Annotated in this window: 13 protein-coding genes and 1 other annotated feature (1 of these 14 running past the window's edge); of the genes, 10 read left to right on the top strand and 3 right to left on the bottom strand. The window is 46.0% G+C overall.

What is annotated here, in order from left to right:
* Nucleotides 1–187, top strand: a binding site (T-box leader) (it extends 43 nt beyond the left edge of the window).
* 50 nt (nucleotides 188–237) lie between these two features.
* From KNQ18_RS03285 to KNQ18_RS03300, 4 genes are all read left to right on the top strand, one after another.
* Complete coding sequence (locus KNQ18_RS03285; protein ID WP_035396608.1) at nucleotides 238–2,874, top strand: valine--tRNA ligase; 2,637 nt, start codon at nucleotides 238–240, stop codon at nucleotides 2,872–2,874.
* Nucleotides 2,875–2,928: 54 nt separating this feature from the next.
* Nucleotides 2,929–4,161: a bifunctional folylpolyglutamate synthase/dihydrofolate synthase gene (locus KNQ18_RS03290; protein ID WP_214771060.1), complete on the top strand. Its 1,233-nt coding sequence runs from the start codon at nucleotides 2,929–2,931 to the stop codon at nucleotides 4,159–4,161.
* A gap of 82 nt (nucleotides 4,162–4,243) precedes the next feature.
* Nucleotides 4,244–7,840: a GEVED domain-containing protein gene (locus KNQ18_RS03295; protein WP_215083830.1), complete on the top strand. Its 3,597-nt coding sequence runs from the start codon at nucleotides 4,244–4,246 to the stop codon at nucleotides 7,838–7,840.
* An 18-nt stretch (nucleotides 7,841–7,858) separates the two neighbouring features.
* Nucleotides 7,859–8,545 carry an ankyrin repeat domain-containing protein gene (locus KNQ18_RS03300; RefSeq protein WP_214805249.1) on the top strand — a complete coding sequence of 229 codons (687 nt, stop codon included), beginning with the start codon at nucleotides 7,859–7,861 and terminating at the stop codon, nucleotides 8,543–8,545.
* 48 nt (nucleotides 8,546–8,593) lie between these two features.
* Here the strand turns inward: KNQ18_RS03300 and KNQ18_RS03305 are convergent, their stop codons facing one another.
* The 3 genes from KNQ18_RS03305 to KNQ18_RS03315 are packed head-to-tail and all read right to left on the bottom strand — an operon-like array spanning nucleotide 8,594 to nucleotide 11,294.
* On the bottom strand, nucleotides 8,594–10,165 hold the full coding sequence (locus KNQ18_RS03305) for a type IV pilus modification PilV family protein (RefSeq protein ID WP_214805248.1): 1,572 nt from the start codon (nucleotides 10,163–10,165) through the stop codon (nucleotides 8,594–8,596).
* Nucleotides 10,166–10,183: 18 nt separating this feature from the next.
* A complete protein-coding gene (locus tag KNQ18_RS03310; protein WP_215083832.1) occupies nucleotides 10,184–10,804 on the bottom strand; it encodes a prepilin-type N-terminal cleavage/methylation domain-containing protein in 621 nt (206 codons plus the stop codon).
* A complete protein-coding gene (locus tag KNQ18_RS03315; protein ID WP_029342270.1) occupies nucleotides 10,767–11,294 on the bottom strand; it encodes a prepilin-type N-terminal cleavage/methylation domain-containing protein in 528 nt (175 codons plus the stop codon). The genes KNQ18_RS03310 and KNQ18_RS03315 overlap by 38 nt, the downstream gene beginning before the upstream one ends.
* A gap of 190 nt (nucleotides 11,295–11,484) precedes the next feature.
* Between KNQ18_RS03315 and KNQ18_RS03320 the strand changes: the two genes are divergently transcribed.
* From KNQ18_RS03320 to KNQ18_RS03345, 6 genes are all read left to right on the top strand, one after another.
* Entirely contained in the window at nucleotides 11,485–12,852 is a 1,368-nt protein-coding gene (locus tag KNQ18_RS03320) for a G5 domain-containing protein (protein WP_251133289.1), read from the top strand.
* Nucleotides 12,853–12,867: 15 nt separating this feature from the next.
* Nucleotides 12,868–13,182: a hypothetical protein gene (locus tag KNQ18_RS03325; protein WP_215083833.1), complete on the top strand. Its 315-nt coding sequence runs from the start codon at nucleotides 12,868–12,870 to the stop codon at nucleotides 13,180–13,182.
* A gap of 8 nt (nucleotides 13,183–13,190) precedes the next feature.
* Nucleotides 13,191–14,855: a GspE/PulE family protein gene (locus tag KNQ18_RS03330; protein ID WP_215083836.1), complete on the top strand. Its 1,665-nt coding sequence runs from the start codon at nucleotides 13,191–13,193 to the stop codon at nucleotides 14,853–14,855.
* On the top strand, nucleotides 14,852–15,898 hold the full coding sequence (locus tag KNQ18_RS03335; protein WP_214771042.1) for a type IV pilus twitching motility protein PilT: 1,047 nt from the start codon (nucleotides 14,852–14,854) through the stop codon (nucleotides 15,896–15,898). The genes KNQ18_RS03330 and KNQ18_RS03335 overlap by 4 nt, the downstream gene beginning before the upstream one ends.
* 4 nt (nucleotides 15,899–15,902) lie before the next feature.
* A complete protein-coding gene (locus KNQ18_RS03340) occupies nucleotides 15,903–17,120 on the top strand; it encodes a type II secretion system F family protein (protein WP_215083837.1) in 1,218 nt (405 codons plus the stop codon).
* A 137-nt stretch (nucleotides 17,121–17,257) separates the two neighbouring features.
* Nucleotides 17,258–17,776, top strand: coding sequence for a type II secretion system protein (locus KNQ18_RS03345; protein WP_215083839.1), 519 nt, complete (start codon nucleotides 17,258–17,260; stop codon nucleotides 17,774–17,776).
* Nucleotides 17,777–17,828: the final 52 nt, after the last annotated feature.

Genomic DNA, 17,828 nt, shown 5'->3' on the forward strand with positions numbered 1-17,828 from the left:
GTAGAGAACACATCCTTGGCTGAAAGATGTGACGGGCGAACAGGAGGAAGGTCACCCCACGAGCTGGTATCGTGAGTCTTACGAGCGATATCCGTCCTCCACACGTTACGTGGCTCGAGGGCATCCGATTTTGGATGAACTAAGGTGGTACCGCGGAAAAAAGCAACGGCTTTCTTTCGTCCTTAGCATAGGACGAGAGAAGCCGTTTTTATTATGGACAAAAAGGGAGCGATCAGGATGCAGGAATTATCAATGCCAACGAAGTATGATCCGCAGGCAACGGAAGAAAAATGGTACGACTTTTGGGTGAAAGGTGACTATTTCAAAGCCGATCAGGATCCAGAAAAAGAGCCGTACACGATCGTCATTCCACCACCGAACGTCACAGGTAAATTGCACCTTGGTCACGCGTGGGACACGACGTTACAAGACATGCTGACACGGATGAAGCGGATGCAAGGGTTTGACGTCCTTTATCTACCAGGAATGGACCATGCCGGTATCGCGACGCAAGCAAAAGTCGAACAAAAACTGCGGGCAGAAGGACAATCACGTCTTGAAATGGGTCGTGAGAAATTCCTTGAGCAATCATGGGCATGGAAAGAAGAGTACGCGTCAACGATCCGTGCACAATGGGCAAAACTTGGTCTTGGACTCGATTATTCGCGTGAACGCTTCACGCTCGACGAAGGATTGTCGGAAGCGGTTCAAGAAGTCTTCGTGAAACTTTACGAAAAAGGCTTGATCTACCGCGGCGAATACATCGTTAACTGGGACCCAGCGACGAAAACAGCGATCTCGGATATCGAAGTCATCTACAAGGATATCGAAGGTGCGTTCTATCACTTCAGCTATCCACTAACGGACGGTTCAGGTCACGTTGAACTAGCGACGACACGTCCTGAGACGATGCTCGGTGATACAGCGATCGCCGTGAACCCGAAGGATGAGCGTTATGCTCACCTCGTCGGAAAAACAATCACGTTACCAATCGTTGGTCGCGAGATTCCGATTGTTGCCGATGACTATGTCGACATGGAGTTCGGTACAGGTGTCGTTAAGATTACACCAGCGCACGACCCGAACGACTTCGAAGTCGGTAACCGTCACGAGTTACCACGTGTCCTCGTCATGAATGAAGATGGAACGATGAACGAGAACGCAGGGAAATACGAAGGTATGGATCGCTTCGAATGCCGGAAACAAATCGTTGAAGATTTAAAAGCAGAAGGTGTTCTAATCAAAATCGAACCACACTTGCACTCTGTCGGTCACTCGGAGCGTTCAGACGCGATCGTTGAGCCGTATCTTTCACTCCAATGGTTCGTCAAAATGGAACCACTCGCGCAAAAAGCACTCGAGGAGCAACAAGGACCAGACAAGGTCAACTTCGTTCCACAACGCTTTGAGAACACGTATGTGCGCTGGATGGAAAACATCCGTGACTGGTGTGTCAGCCGTCAACTCTGGTGGGGACACCGGATTCCGGCTTGGTACCATAAAGAAACAGGCGAAGTATACGTTGGCAAGGAAGCACCAGCCGATATCGAGAACTGGGAGCAAGACAACGATGTTCTTGATACGTGGTTCTCTTCAGCGCTTTGGCCGTTCTCGACGATGGGATGGCCGAACACGGACGCAGCGGATTATCAAAAATACTTCCCGACATCGACACTCGTTACGGGTTATGACATCATCGCTTTCTGGGTATCACGGATGATCTTCCAATCGTATGAATTTACAGGACAACGTCCATTCCAAGACGTCTTGATCCACGGATTGATTCGTGATTCGGAAGGACGCAAGATGTCGAAATCTCTCGGGAACGGAATCGACCCGATGGATGTCATTGAGAAGTATGGTGCCGATTCACTTCGTTGGTTCCTAACGACAGGATCGACGCCAGGGAACGATCTCCGTTTCTACTGGGAAAAGATCGAAGCAACATGGAACTTCTCGAACAAACTGTGGAACGCAAGCCGTTTTGCCTTGATGAACATGGATGGTCTAACGTTTGATCAGATCGATTTGACAGGTGAGAAGTCACTCGCAGATAAATGGATCTTGACACGCTTACAGACGACGATCGACGATGTGACGCGTCTGTCGGACAAATATGAGTTTGGTGAAGCGGGACGTATTCTCTATCACTTCATCTGGGAAGACTTCTGTAACTGGTACATCGAGATGGCGAAATTACCGCTCAACGGGGAAGATGAAGCAGCGAAGCAGACGACGCGTTCGGTTCTTGCCTATACGCTCGACCGGATCATGCGTCTGATGCATCCATTCATGCCGTTCATCACGGAAGAAATCTGGCAACACTTACCGCATGAAGGTGAGACGATCACACGTGCTGCATGGCCAACACGCGAGGCATCACTCGACTTCCCGGAAGCTGTTCCAGCATTCGAAGCAGTTCAGAACGTCATCCGTTCGGTTCGTAACATCCGCGCGGAAGTGAACGCACCGATGTCGAAACAGATCCAACTGTTCATCTCGACGAATGACGCACGTGTTCAAGACGACTTGTCGTCAAACAGCTCGTACTTGCAAAAGTTCACGAACGCGTCTGAACTCCGGATTGAAGAACAGATGCCGGCGCCAGAAAAAGCAATGAGTGCGATTGTAACGGGAGCAGAATTGTTCATCCCACTCGCGGACTTGATCAACATCGAGGAAGAAATCGCGCGCTTGAATAAAGAACTCGTCAAGTATACGAAAGAAGTCGAACGGGTCGAGAAAAAACTCAACAACCCTGGCTTCGTCGGCAAAGCACCAGCACATGTCATTGATGAAGAAAAAGCGAAGGCACTTGATTATACGGAAAAACGTCAAGCTGTCGAAGCACGTATCAACGAACTCTCACACTAATTACAGCAGTGGCTCAAGTCTCCTTGAGCCACTTTTTTTAAAGGAGCGAACAGCATGAGGACGCGAGAAGATGTATTGGATTGGTTATCGAGCTTACTAGCATTCGGTGTCAAACCGGGTCTTGAACGGATGCAGGCGATGTTACTGGGATTACAGATTGACCCGGACGCGATTCCGACGATTCATGTCGCTGGCACGAACGGAAAAGGATCGACGGTTGCGTTCTTACGTGAGATGGGGATAGCGGAAGGATTACGAATCGGGACGTTTACGTCGCCGTATATCATTCAGTTCGAGGAACGGATCATGTTGAACGGGGTACCGATTGCAGAAGATGATCTCGTCGCAGCTGCGATCGCTGTTCAAGCTGCCATCGGGCGCATCGATCCGGCACTCGGTACGGTCACTGAGTTCGAGGCATTAACAGGACTTGCTTTCTATTATTTTGATCAGATTCGTCCGGATTTCGTCATCTATGAAGTCGGACTCGGTGGGTTGTATGATTCGACGAACGTCTTCAAGAAGCCGGTCGCAGCGATCATCACATCAATCGGCCACGATCATCAAGCGATTCTCGGAGATACGCTCCAAGAGATCGCCTTACAAAAGTTCGGGATCATTAAACAGGGGACACCGGTCATTGCCGGGAAACTGCAAGAAGAACTGACGGTGCCGTTAATGGCATATTGCGGTGACCGAAATGCAACGTTGAAATGGAGTCAGGAAGCGATCATCCGTTATCGATTAAAAGAGACGGGTACCTGGGCGACATACGATGGAATACCAGAGACACGCTTAGGGCTCGAAGGCCATCATCAAGTTCATAATGCGGCGAACGCTGTCATTTGTGCGCGGCGCCTCGGCTGGTCGAAAGCGGCAATCCGAAAAGGATTACGGGAAGCAAAACATCCGGGACGGTTTGAGATCATCTCCCGCAAACCACGGATCATTCTCGATGGTGCCCATAACCCGGAAGGCATCACGGCACTCGTTGAACGCTTAAAAGAGGAATCGAAGCCGGTGACGTTGCTTTGTTCGATTTTGCGTGACAAAGATCGGACAGCGATGCTTGAGCAGTTACGCAACATCACACCAGATATTTACGAAACGACATTTGATTTTCCGCGTGCGCGGACACTTGATGAGTTGAAGCAAGACGGAGCAAACGTAACGACAGTCGAAGCATTCTTCGAGCAATTAGAAGTAAACCGGACATACGTCGTGACGGGATCACTCTATTTCATCAGTGAAGTGCGGCATTATCACGCTTCTATTTTTACAAAATAGGGAAAATCCGCATTCTCTCGTTATAATGAAATGGGGGAGTATAGTCCCATATCTCAATGACACGATGAGGAGACGATAAGTGATGAAACAGTGGGTCCGTCTAGCCTTAGCCATCTTACTGATTTTTTCAAGTTTTACGTATATACATGAGCCACATTCCAAAGCGGCAACGGGTGAAAAGTTTAAGATTTTAGAGATTCGAGATGACTGGTCGACGACGAACCGGATTGACCCGGGAACGACCATTACATCGTTGTCACTGTTAAAAGACTTGAATACTAGTCAATACGAAATCAAGATGATGACGGTCAAAGAGTTGAATGCGTCTCGTTTTCCACTTGATGGCGCATTTGATGCGATCGTTTTTGATCCATCTATTTTTACTGGAACAGACCGTTATTCGATTACAGTATCTGATACATCCAAAAAACATAATACGAGTAAAATTGAGAATGATATTACGAAGTTAAAAGCGAATGAGATTTTGACGAACTATATTCAAAAAGGATTACCCGTCTTTTTACACGCTGATGTGTTAACACATGCAACGAGTAATTTCACTTCGATTTTTAAGCCAAGCATGACGTCTGGTGCTGCGATTGCCTATACGGATTCAAAACAGGTCGTCTCCCGATTACAATCCGAAAAAATTGAACGACCTCGTTTAAGCAAGGTAGCGGTTTCGCAGGCTGGTCAATCGTTAACATCGGTGGATAAAGCAGCACCGGCTTCACCAGATAAACCAATTGATTTTAATTTTACGCTTGATCAAACTACGGCTAATACACGTGTCCAGTTGTATATTGACTTTAATAGTAACGACCAATTTGATGAGTCGGAGAAAGTCGACGAGAAAGTAGCTACAGTTTCTGGTTCAGTATCGTATCGCTTTGATGCACCAAGTTATACGGGACCACGGAATTGGATGATTCGACTCGTAAGTGAAGATGGGCTAACGGATTATAAGATGGGAAGCTTTTTAATGCAGGATCAAGAAGCTAAAGCAAAAATTTTACAAGTCACGCGTTCGGGCTCAAATGGATCCATTAATGGATTCATGTCGGGCTCATTGTTAAAACAAGATGGGTTATATGACTTCAATGTAGAAGTCATTTCTGCGGACACGTTTAACAAAACGTATGCCAGTAAAAATATAAATACATCCTATGATATGCTAATCTTCGGTTTTCAGGATTCGTATGGTGCAGCTTCACTAAGTGATCCTGCATCAGATGCTATTCTTAACTTCACGAATACGGGGCAAGGTTTGATGCTGACACATGATACGATCTTTAGACCGGCACAATCCAGCAAACCAGAGCTATTCTGGGAAACAAAGTTTGCAGATCTCGCAGGTCAAAAGAACTTTACGAACATGGGGTACGCGGCACCTCGAACATCGGGTCAAGCAGTCAAACAAAATGCGGGCGTCATGACTTCTTATCCATTTGCCTTAGCTGATACGGTTGCTATCGCAACGACACACAATCAATACTTTGGTCTGGATCTTGAACAACCGGACTTGATTCCATGGTATAACATCCGTGAAAACAACCTCAGTAGTTCGAATCAGGCTGCCGGAAGAACAATTGGTGATGCACGCAACCACTATTATATGTATACCAAAGGAAACGTTACGTATTCAGGAGCAGGGCATACTTCGAGCTTTAATCAACAACAAGAAAAAGAACTATTCTCAAACACGATGTACCGTGCTTTCATTGGTGCGAACCATAAGCCTTTAATCAAGAATATCTTACCAACGGATAAATCAAGTTACCTCGAGAACGAACCGTTGACGATCTCGTATCAAGTCAACGACTACGACCTACAAGATCGTGAGTTAAAGACGCGCATCTACATTGATGATGAGAAAGTTTTTGAAAACAATAAATTGAAAAATAACTCGTTCGTTAGTCAATCATTCGATTCAAAGCTCAAAGGGAAGACGAGTGTGACGATCCGGATTGAAGCAGAGGATCAACGAGGAGCCAAAACAATTGAGACACGAACGGTTCAAGTCGTTCGTCCCGCTGCATCTATGCCTTTCGTCCTTTCGCGCTCGATTGATCCAGCTACGATTCCAAAAGGGGAAACAGCGGATATCACCTACACCGTCAAAACGTCTCCGATGATGCAAAAGGATGCCATTGGTAACAACGGATACATCATGGGACAATTCTCAGTAACGATGGAAAATATCCTGTTCAATGAACAATTTCCTAGTAACCTTGAGATACTCTCAACGACGGGTCTGACAGGAACGAATATAACTGGTCAGACGATAAAAGGGAGACTACCGGATATCGAATACGATGAGGCGATTTCAGGTGTTCATAAAGGTGAATGGATCGCAGATCAATCAGAAGTAACATTCACTGTCAAAGTGCGTGCCAAAGACACTGCAGGAGTTCATGTGCTTGATAAAAAAGATAATACGCTGACATCAACGAAAAACGTCTACCGAGATAAAAAGAACGGAAAAGATAAATCAACAACTGTCACCAATGATCCACAAGCTTTTCCGACGATTGGTTATGCACTGACACCATCCTATGCGACAAGTGCGAAAATTCCGTCCGTCAAGATGGATATCACGACACCATCATATAAAGTTTTACCAGAAATCAGTCCTATAGGTAGTCAGTACGGCACGTTAAAATGGTCAATCGTAGATTCAGAAATCGCATCTATCGATGAAGCTGGTGTCATCAAGCCGAAAAAAGTCGGGACGACACAAATTAAACTCGTCGTACCAGTCGGAAACGGTAAAGAGTTGACGGCGACTTCTGAACTTGTCATCAATGATGTGTTCGGAGGACTCATCGTCCGAAACGTGCCAGATACGTTATATGTCGGCGAAACAAAATCAATGACAGGAATCGCTTCGATGGTATCGGGAAGCAATACGCCGATTCAGTGGATCATAACGAATGATTCGCGTGTTACGACAAGTGGCTTAACTAAGAATACGTTGGAGTTGACAGGAAAAACACCAGGCACAGTCACGGTCAAAGCCGTCGTACCTGCGACAGCTGGAAGCTCGACTTATCTTGCCCAATCAACGACGTATACGATTCAAGTCAAGTTGCCAGAATTATCCGTTTCCCCAAGTAATCTGGAACTGTGGGTTGGATCGAATCAAGATGTAACGGCGACATTCAATCCGAACTATCCATTACCATTTACGACTTCAACTGTTAGTAATGCAATTGAATTGAAACAGACGGCATCGGGTTATACGATCACGGGTAAAACCGGCACACCAAACGGACCGGTCGAAGCGTTGTTGAAGTTAACTGATTTCCCGGATACAGTCGCGAAGACGCTTGTACGAGTACGTGAGAACCCACTCAATCTGACAGCCGATGATATCGCGATGACGATGAAGGATGATAAAAAATCACCGATTCTGCGCTGGTTCCCAGTGACGACGACAGAACGCTTCTATCGGTTGGAAGTGCTTCAGGGTAAGGAGTACGTCAAAATTGATCCGACAGGACAAGCGCTACAACCACTTCGTCCAGGTGTGGCACGCATCAAAGTAACGGCATTAAAAGAAAACAAAGATGTGCTCGAAGTCATGAAAGACAATCAAAAAACACCACTAACGACGACATTCAAGGTGACGATCGGTTCTGAGTCAGGAACGTCAGACTTGGATGGAGATGTTTATTAAGAAGTGGGGACGCTATCTATGAAACGCAAACGAATCATTGTCATCCTCTTGATTTTAATCATTATTGGAATCGGGGGAGCGATATATGTTACGAAATCAAATCAACAAGCAGCACTGGAACAAGGACTGCGTTCAGAAAAACCAGAACGACTTGCGAACGCATTAAAAGATGCTTCTTTATCAACAAAGGAGAAAAATCGTTACATCCGTCGCTTCCAGGAAACACTCGCTTTTGACAAAGCAAAACTCCTTCTTGATGAGCAGACCGTAAAAAATAAAGCGAACTGGTTTTATGCGGCGCAGTTCGCGCCGCGTAGCACGGTCGCTGAATGGTTGGCAGAAGGTGCAAAAATCAGCCAATTGAATGCACAAGGTCAGTCGGTTCTTCATGTTGCAACGAGTGTGAATCGATCGATTGATGCGTATGCTCTTTTGATAAAAAAAGCGTCGAAAAAAGAGCTCAATCGGATCGATGACTTTGGTCATACACCACTCTTTTATGCGACACTAGATCAAAATGAGGCAGCGATTGAACTGTTGTTAGAAGCAGGAGCTGATTCGAATCGTGGGAAAGAGAAACCTGTCTATGAAACGGTCAAACAAAATCGAAAAGATTTGTACGCCATGTTAGAACAGAACGGTGCAACGGTAGAAAGCAAAAAGGTGAAAAAGTTCGCTAAGGAATACCGAGCAACAAAATTCTAGTCAAAAAAGAGTCATTCGTCGCAAGCGAATGACTCTTTTTTATGTGTGTTACGGTTGAACGCGTTTTGGTGTTTCGACATACAATTGGACCGCTCGATTAAGTGGAAGTAAGGCTGTTGGATTTTTTAATACCGTCGCATCATACGCCATACGTAGACGGGATGCTTCAAAGTCAGATGATTTGTTAGCGACCATCAGTTTTTCGAGTTCTCTTACGTTTGCAGGAAACGCATTTTCTGGTAAGTCCAATTTTCCACGATAGGCGTTGACTTCTAGATTACCCTTCGTAAAAATACCACCGCGTACATTCATCGTCGAACCTACAGAGTAAATCGTATTTTTTTGATTGTCATCACTATATAGAAAGGCATTTAAATCAGGTGTAGTTGTTTGGGGCGTCGAAAATTTATTGACGCGGTTAATGACGAGATTTCCTTTACTGAGTAAAATCAATGTATTTTGTTTAGCTGTTGAAGTCAGCCCTTGAATGTTTGCGTCATCCAGACGACTTGTTCCGGTCGCATAAATCGTCGTTGCAAATCCAACATTTCCTCGAATCAGTAAGTTGCCAAGAACGACGAGAGGACGCTTGATCTCAAGCGGCTGGGTCAAAGGGTTCAAGGAAGAGATCGTTAAGTTCCCGTTAATGATTAAAGGTTCGAGTGTTTCTTGAACAAGATCATCTGTCAATGTCACGGTATTGCCTGTGTTTAATGCTGGACTAATCATTTGTCGCTTTGTATCAAGTTCTGTTAAAAAAGGTCCCGTTAATATAGATTGTGGAATCGAGGAGTTTTTCAATGTAGACGCGACTTGTGTAAGAGGCGTATTCACCGGTAGTTTCAGAAAGTCGTTCAACGCATAATCAAAATCGAACGGAACGAGTGTTTCTTTCGTTGATACTAGCTCTGTTGCACCTTTCGGATCAAAAATCGTTTTATCACACACAAGGTAATCTCCGCACTTCAGTAATGGCTGATTCTTCTCTTGAAAAACGCGTACCTGACCTGCGATATAAGGAAGTGCTTTGGTATTAGTGAAGATCCCATCCTCATCGTTGTATTTAAATATCGGGGTCGCAGTTGCTTGCAGGGCGTTGCGGGAAAAAATATTACCTTCGATCAAGGGAGCGCCATTTAAGATGACTTGATCATCTGAACCTAACGTATAGTACAAAAAACTAGGAATCGCAGACAAATAGACACGTTGTCGATACGTTTTTTTGATTGCTGGCTGATCGCCTTTTTGTTTTGAAACTGTCGCTGTTAAATCAAGCGCTTTGACACGAACGTTCGATGCGGCTTCATTTAGCTTGACGGTCACGTTCGGAACGATTGTTTTTAAGGGTAAGACGATAGAGCTGTCGAGATTCTCAAATAATGCTTGAGAAGAAGTCGTTGGTGAAGTCCCAGTCGTCTTTGAAACGATATTCTGGAGGGAGGCGACTGCTAAATCAAGATCATTTTGTGTCGTCGTCTCGACATCGATATCCGTCTCGCGGATTTCGGTTAGGCGAGTTGACTGTAAACTGATGCCAATCGTCGCAACAGCGAGGACAGACAGGACGGTTAAAGTCACAAGAACGAAAAGTAATGTATAGCCTTGTTCGGATTTACGCATACCGTGTTCCTTTCTGAGTTAAAATCCAATCGTACTCGTGAAGGTCTGGACTTCTTCTTGATCTGTCGATTGAATTGTAGTTGTAATCGTTAAAATACCGTGAATGACGTAGCGCCCCGGATATGTTCCTGATGTAATGGTTTGATACTCGGGACTCGATAACTTGAACGTTTGAAGTAATTCCGTTTGGTCGTCGATCGACTGTGGTGTCGATTCGTACGTTAGTTCGGTGCTGTCTAAAGTTTGTTCTGCGAACGTATAACGGACGGGTGTCGCTTCCTTCTCTGAAGCAGATGCTTCTTCTGTTGCGTTAAAAGGTTCAAATCCACTGGCGCGTTCAAGTAATCCAGTGTCTGCGTTCAAAACAGGAAGTGTTCGTTTATAAAACGATAACTGTTTTGCTTCATCGATCCGAATCGCATCAAATCCACTGATTTCGTTTAATATGATACCGACTCGACTATCAGCTTCACTACGCAGTTCACTGATGATTCCAGTTGCCCGAAAGCTTTTCGTACCAGAGATGAACACAGTCAGGATGACAGCACTGAAAATCGAGGCAATGACGATGGCGACGAGTAGTTCGACGAGCGAGAAGCCGTCATTTTGTTGTCGGAAAACTTTGATTGAGCGTCGCATTCGTAATCGATCCTTTCAATGATGTAATCGGTTCAGTTGTTCCTTCTATGTAGACGAATACATGGAGGTCGAGGAGATTCGGATTAACGACTCCTTCGAGTTTCCGAGGTGTCACACTGTATTTGACTTCAAAGGCAATATTATTGATTTCAGGATTAGTAAAGATTGATGAGCAAATAGCCGATAGTTCACAAGAAGGAGACGTGGGCTCTGGAATGACATATTTTCCATTCAGATAAGTCGCTTTGTCTGCCTGTGTAGATAGAGAACTGAAGGCGAAGGGTTCATCACTTGTCGCTTCTAAAGCTTCTCGTTTGATATAAGAGGTTGCGTTTTTTGCCAGATAATTCGCAAACGTCAACTCCGTACTGTCGCGTGAGGCAGCTAGTGACTGAGAAAAAATGCTGATCAGAGAGACCGATATAATAGATAAGATTGTAATACTGACTAATACTTCGATTAGCGAAAAACCGCCTTGCTCGCGTTGCATGGATTCACCTCTACTTCATGATAGATGAAGATGAAAGATCCTAAATGATTTTTCTAGAAAATCAAAAACAGCACCTATTCACAGATCATGAAAGGATTTGTCAGGATAGGACTTATGTTTCATCATAATATTCATTATAATGGAAATACTAGGCACCTGAAATGATTAAATTCATACAGAAAGGAAACAGATGATGATTAATCCGAAGCGTTTTGCTATACATACACTTTTGCTACTTGTACTGGTAGCCCTGATTTACGTACCATCGTTTGCCTTGATTTCCTTTACCGGTAAAGCAACGGCACCTACGACGTTTTCTGAGACGGCACGAATTGGATCGGTTCCAGTTAGTGGCATGGATCGAAAGGAAGCACAATCGAAAGTTGAGAAAGCGATTACGGAGTGGACGAAGAAAACGCCGCTGACGACTGGAACGGGAGAAGAGACGACACCGATTCCAACAGAAGTCGTGACGATCAACGCCGCTGATTCTGTCAAAAAAGCTTCTTTGAAAAAAGGTGGAGACTTGATGGTAACGGTAGATGAAGCATCGTTTGAGAATTTTTTAGCGACGCAGCCGATCAGTTACTCGGATGAGCAACTCGTTGCCTTTAAGACATGGTTAATCGATACGAGTAAAACGTTACAGGAAGGAAACTTTGATCCTGCTCAATCGGAAGCTGCAGTCGATCCAACAGGTGAGGTCGTTTCAACGGTTTCATTCTCGACGCGGTCTGCTGCTGAAGAACAGATGATCACGGCAATGATGAATGTGGAAATCAAGCCGGGACAATTAATGAATGTCAAGACGTACGGTATGGATGCAGTCGCAGGCTCGTATGTCGGTAGCAAGTTATACGAACTGTTCGCAAAGACGCCATTTGAAATCGTCGAACGGATGCCGCATGCGGCATTACCAGATGGCATCACACTAGGATATGACGTCAAAATTGATGAAAAAACAGATTTTGCCGTTCGTAATACACAAGCATCAATTTATCGTGTCATTGCGACCCAAAATGGAAGTGATGTCACGCTTGAATTGCGAGGCACACCGTTCAAGGAAACAGTCACGACCGTCCTTGAAGGCGAAAAAACGATTCCATTCCGGACGATCACACGTTATTCTGCAACGCTTACAGCTGGAACGACGAGTGATACACAAGCGGGAGAAGAAGGGAAATCGATTGAAGTCTATCGCGTGACGAAGACGGCTCAAGGTGAGAAGAAGCAGTTATTGTCTCTTGATTTCTACGCAGCCATCCCAGCAATCGTCACAAAGAGTAGTCAAGAAGAACAAGCACCTGTCGTCGTACCTGAACCGGAAGACGACACGAACTCCGATGATTCGACGGATACGAATGATTCCAATGATTCAACGAATACAGACGGTACAGACGATCAAACGACGGATGAACCGCAGACAGATGGCGTCGAGACGCCAGATACACCAACGTCTCCGACAAGTCCGACGTCACCCGATACACCTGACAATAACGAAACGGGTGATCCTGCTTCACCAGTAGAAGGTGAAACAACAGGGGAACCTGTCGGATAAGAAGGAGGAAACAAGATGAACTGGACGACGATAGCAATTGAACTCGGTATCATCATCGGTCTAGCGACAATCATCTGTGGTCTGATGTTTGCGGTGACGATCCCTTACGTGACGACTGTGACGACAAAGGCGATTTTATCCGTTGCGGCGATCTTGATCGTGACGTTGATCTACTTCAGCATCCAGCTCGACTGTATTACGAACCCACTCGTTCTCGTCGGAATTGTCGTCTTATGTCTGTTGACGGCAGCGGTAACGAGTGTAATGGATGAAAAACATCAAAAACCGGATGTGTTAGAGGAAGAAGAAACATGGCACGCGGAAGGATGACACGTTAAATGGCAATGAAACGAAAACGTTTAGGGGAAATGTTGATCGAAGAAAGCCTCGTGACGGAGCAACAAGTCGAAGAGGCGTTGACGGTCAAACGGTCGACCGAAAAACTCGGGGATGCACTCCTTCGACTTGGTCACTTGACGGAACAACAATTACTAGAGGCGCTACATCACCAATTGAAGATTCCGATCATCCAGCTGTACAACTATCCAGTTGACGTCGCCGTCACGAAACTGATTTCAAAAGATCTCGCACAGCGACATACACTCGTCCCGGTTTACCGGGAAGGAAATCGTCTATTTATCGCCATGGCGGATCCGATGGATTTGATCGCGATCGACGATTTGCGGATGCAGACCGGTCTATCAATCGATGTCGGAATCGCGACGCGTGACGAAATCAGACGAACAATCCTGAAATACTACGACATTGATTCGTCGTTACGGGAGCTACTCGAATCCGACGACATGATGGAGTCGGATCAATCCCGTGATGTCGTGACGCGTGAAGATGCACCCATCATCCGGCTCGTCAATCAAATTCTAGAGAACGCGATTGCCCAGCGTGCATCGGATATTCATATGGATCCGCAGGAAACGTCGATGACGATCCGGATTCGGATTGATGGAGAATTACGAACGGAGAACAACTATCCGAAGCAGATTCAAAGCATTCTGACGACCCGGATCAAAGTCATGAGTGAACTCGATATCACCGAGTCACGCTTGCCACAGGATGGACGGATTAAATATGTCTTTAACGGATTACCATATGATTTCCGTGTCTCGACCTTGCCGACCGTTTACGGCGAGAAGGTCGTTATCCGGATTCTTGACAGCTCGAACTCGAACATCTCGATTTCAAAAATCGGTTTTAGTTCGCGAAACGAATCACATTTCCGGGAGATGCTGAAGCGCCCGAATGGGATTATCTTGATCACCGGTCCGACCGGTTCCGGTAAATCATCGACGTTGTATGCTGCGTTAAATGAGTTGAATGACGAGTCGCGCAACATCATCACTGTTGAAGATCCGGTCGAGTACCAGGTCGATGGGATCAATCAAGTTCAAGTCAACGCGAAGATTGGGTTGACGTTTGCGAGTGGTCTTCGCTCGATCCTTCGTCAGGATCCGAACGTCGTCATGGTCGGGGAGATTCGAGACATCGAGACGGCTGAGATTTCTATTCGTGCTTCGCTGACAGGACACTTGGTTCTTTCGACTTTACACACGAACTCTGCCGTTAGTTCGATCACGCGATTGATTGATATGGGTGTCGAACCGTTCCTTGTTGCTGCTTCTGTCAGTGGATTGATTGCACAACGACTCGTTCGCCGTGTCTGTCGCGATTGTGGCGAAGTCCATCCGATTTCAAAACGAGAACAAGAGTTATTTGATCAAGAGGGAATTGAAGCGACGACGGTTATGCGTGGACGCGGCTGCTCGTCTTGTAATATGACAGGGTACCGCGGACGGGTTGCGATTCAAGAGGTCATCATGATCGACGAAGTGCTACGTCGGATGATCATGAACCAATCGACGGAAAGTGACATCACAGTGTACGTCAAAGAACAAGGTCAACGATTCCTACTTGCAGATGGTCTATCAAAAGTCGCGGACGGGATTACGACGACAGAAGAGATTTTACGGACGGTGATTTCAGAATGAACAGTACGATGGAACGGGCACAAATCGAAGATATTTTACGTTCGTCAAAAGAACGAGGGGCGTCCGACGTTCACTTGACAGCGGGATCACCGCCCGTCTTTCGGATCAACGGAACGTTGACACCTTTCGGGACAGAGAAGATGAAACCAATCATCATTGATGGATTTGTGCAGTCATTGATCACGGAAGAGATGTATCTACAGCTGAAGCAGGACCGGGACATCGATTTTTCGTTCGGTGTGACCGGTGTCGCTCGGTACCGGGTCAACTGTTTTTATCAACGAGGCGCTTTGTCGATGGCGTTTCGGACGATTCCGACCGAGGTGCCGACGCTTGAGCAATTAGCATTGCCACCTGTCTTAAAACGATTCTTAACGAAACCACACGGATTGATTCTCGTGACGGGTCCGACGGGTTCCGGGAAATCGACGACGCTTGCAGCGATGATCAATGAAATCAATCAGACGATGTACAAACGAATCATTACGCTTGAGGATCCGATTGAATACTTACATAGTCATCATAAAAGTCTGATCGATCAGCGGGAAATCGGGATCGATGCGCCACGTTTCGCGACCGGGTTGCGGTCAGCGCTCCGTCAAGATCCGGATGTCATTTTGCTTGGAGAAATGCGAGACCTTGAAACGATTGCGACAGCCGTGACAGCAGCAGAGACGGGTCACCTCGTCTTCGCGACAGTCCATACGTCGACGGCCGCTTCGACGGTCAGCCGGATCATCGATGTCTTCCCGTCGGAGCAACAAGACCAGATTCGGGCTCAACTGGCGAACGTTCTCGCGGGCGTCGTCTCGCAACGCCTGATGCCGCGTTCAGACGGTACAGGACGTGTCGCAGCTCTCGAGATCATGGTCGATACACCAGCTGTATCGAACTTGATTCGGACCGGTAAGGAATATCAGATTCAATCCGTCCTGCAGACGGGTAAACAATACGGCATGCAGACGATGCAGATGGCATTGCAGGATCTCGTCAGTCGGGGATTGATTCCGGCTTCTGCTGCATCACCGTACATATCGGGGTGAACACATGGCAGTATTCATTTATGAAGGTCGGACGATTGCCGGCAAACGAAAAAAAGGCAAAATTACAGCGCTGACGAAACGAGAAGCCGCAGAACGGTTGCGGACGGATCAGATTGCTGTGACCTCGCTTGAAAAACAAGAATCGAAAGGCTTGAACACCGAGATTACGTTTCTCAGTGCCAAACCGAAAATCGAACACCTCGTCATGTATGCGCGTCAGTTCGCGACTCTTGTGCGGTCCGGTGTCTCAATCGTCAAGGCGACAGAAATTCTCCGAAAACAGACGGAGTCGAAACCACTCGAACGCGCGCTTGTTGAGGTCGAGGACGATTTACGAAGTGGGATCCAGTTTTCGCAAGCGATCGAAAAGCACCCTCGTGTCTTTGATACATTCTTCGTCAGTATGGCGATGGCGGGAGAGGCGAGTGGGAATCTCGAGGAAGCACTCGATAACATCGTCACTCAACTTGAGAAACAATATGAAATCAAACGGAAGGTCATCTCGGCGTTGATTTACCCAGCAGTCGTTTCGCTTGTCGCCGTTGGTGTCGTCGTCTTCTTGATGATGAACGTCGTGCCGACGTTTGCGTCGATTTTCGATCAGCTCGGGAGTGAACTGCCGTTGATCACGAAACTCGTCGTTGCGGTGTCGGACTTCTTCGTCGCCTATTGGTGGGTGATGCTGTTGATTGCATTCGGTTTGATTGGTCTACTGTATTTCAATTTGAAAAACGAACGGCAACGTTTATTCTTTGATCGATTCTTATTGATGATCCCAGTCTTTGGACCATTGATTCAAAAGTCACAAATTGCCTTGATGACGCGTGGATTGTCTGTTCTCTTGAACGCATCGGTTCCGATTTTGGCGTCGCTTGATATCACGGAACGGATCGTCACGAACCGAATCATCCGTAAAGGAATTGCCGGTGCCAACGAAGCGATGGCACGCGGGATTCCGATGCACGAACCACTCGAGAAAAACAAATATTTTCCACCTCTAGTCACGCAGATGATTGCAATCGGTGAAGAATCAGGGCGTCTTGATTCCATGTTGACGGAGGTCGCGAACTTTTATGAAACCGAGGTCGAGACGACGACGGACCGTTTAAAGTCGATCATTGAGCCGTTGCTGATCGTTGTGCTGGCCGCGATTGTCGGGGTCATCGTCATTGCCGTCGTCGTACCGATGTTTAAAATTTACTCGGATATTCAAGCAAGTTGACAACTGTAAAAACATTTACCTGTTGTGAAAAAAAGACATAATCTACAAAAAATATGGTGCTACTATAATAGTATTCGTCTGGATAGTATTACCTACTAGCCAAGAACAGTAAAAAAGTACTAGGGAGGCATAATGAAATGGTAGAACGGTTAAAAGAAATCTGGTTAGATGCAAAACAAATGCGTGATGAGCGCGGACTGACGTTGATCGAGTTACTCGTCGTCGTCGTTATCTTAGGAATCATTGCAGCAATCGCTGTCGTCGCAATCGGTGGTTTGATCGAGAACTCGCGTAAGGATGCAGTCGTTTCAGATGCGAAGCAATTAGTATCGGCTGCGAAGTTGTATACTTCGTCAAATCCGATTCAAGCAGGTGAATCAATTATCTTGGGAATCAACGAAGGTGGAAACGAAATTAAATCAACAGCAGTTAGTACCGATGTTCCAGTTCGTAAAGAATCATTAAGTAAGTATATCGATGAAATGAAAGATTCATTAAATTCAGATGCAGAGTATAAAGATTCTTATGTACTTGTGAAAGAAAGTGCTGGAAAATATACTTATACAGTCACGCTCACAAGTAAAAAATCGACAAATACTTACTTTGAGAAAAAAGATCCATCTGATCTTAAACGATCAGCTGTTGAAGTGAAATAATTCCTACCCCCTCCTCGGGGGTTTTTTTCTGAACTTTTTTGAAAGGGAGGTC

This window comes from Exiguobacterium sp. s78 (genome assembly GCF_018618985.1).
In the GTDB taxonomy this organism is placed as follows: Bacteria; Bacillota; Bacilli; order Exiguobacteriales; family Exiguobacteriaceae; genus Exiguobacterium_A; species Exiguobacterium_A abrahamii.

Excerpts from the sequence above, each read along its gene's own strand:
- KNQ18_RS03300 (WP_214805249.1), top strand. The coding sequence starts at position 7,859 with ATGAAACGCAAACGAATCATTGTCATCCTCTTGATTTTAATCATTATT.
- KNQ18_RS03290 (WP_214771060.1), top strand. The coding sequence starts at position 2,929 with ATGAGGACGCGAGAAGATGTATTGGATTGGTTATCGAGCTTACTAGCA.
- KNQ18_RS03325 (WP_215083833.1), top strand. The coding sequence starts at position 12,868 with ATGAACTGGACGACGATAGCAATTGAACTCGGTATCATCATCGGTCTA.
- KNQ18_RS03295 (WP_215083830.1), top strand. The coding sequence starts at position 4,244 with ATGAAACAGTGGGTCCGTCTAGCCTTAGCCATCTTACTGATTTTTTCA.
- KNQ18_RS03305 (WP_214805248.1), bottom strand. The coding sequence starts at position 10,165 with ATGCGTAAATCCGAACAAGGCTATACATTACTTTTCGTTCTTGTGACT.
- KNQ18_RS03330 (WP_215083836.1), top strand. The coding sequence starts at position 13,191 with ATGGCAATGAAACGAAAACGTTTAGGGGAAATGTTGATCGAAGAAAGC.
- KNQ18_RS03340 (WP_215083837.1), top strand. The coding sequence starts at position 15,903 with ATGGCAGTATTCATTTATGAAGGTCGGACGATTGCCGGCAAACGAAAA.
- KNQ18_RS03335 (WP_214771042.1), top strand. The coding sequence starts at position 14,852 with ATGAACAGTACGATGGAACGGGCACAAATCGAAGATATTTTACGTTCG.
- KNQ18_RS03315 (WP_029342270.1), bottom strand. The coding sequence starts at position 11,294 with ATGCAACGCGAGCAAGGCGGTTTTTCGCTAATCGAAGTATTAGTCAGT.
- KNQ18_RS03320 (WP_251133289.1), top strand. The coding sequence starts at position 11,485 with ATGATGATTAATCCGAAGCGTTTTGCTATACATACACTTTTGCTACTT.
- KNQ18_RS03310 (WP_215083832.1), bottom strand. The coding sequence starts at position 10,804 with ATGCGACGCTCAATCAAAGTTTTCCGACAACAAAATGACGGCTTCTCG.
- KNQ18_RS03345 (WP_215083839.1), top strand. The coding sequence starts at position 17,258 with ATGGTAGAACGGTTAAAAGAAATCTGGTTAGATGCAAAACAAATGCGT.
- KNQ18_RS03285 (WP_035396608.1), top strand. The coding sequence starts at position 238 with ATGCAGGAATTATCAATGCCAACGAAGTATGATCCGCAGGCAACGGAA.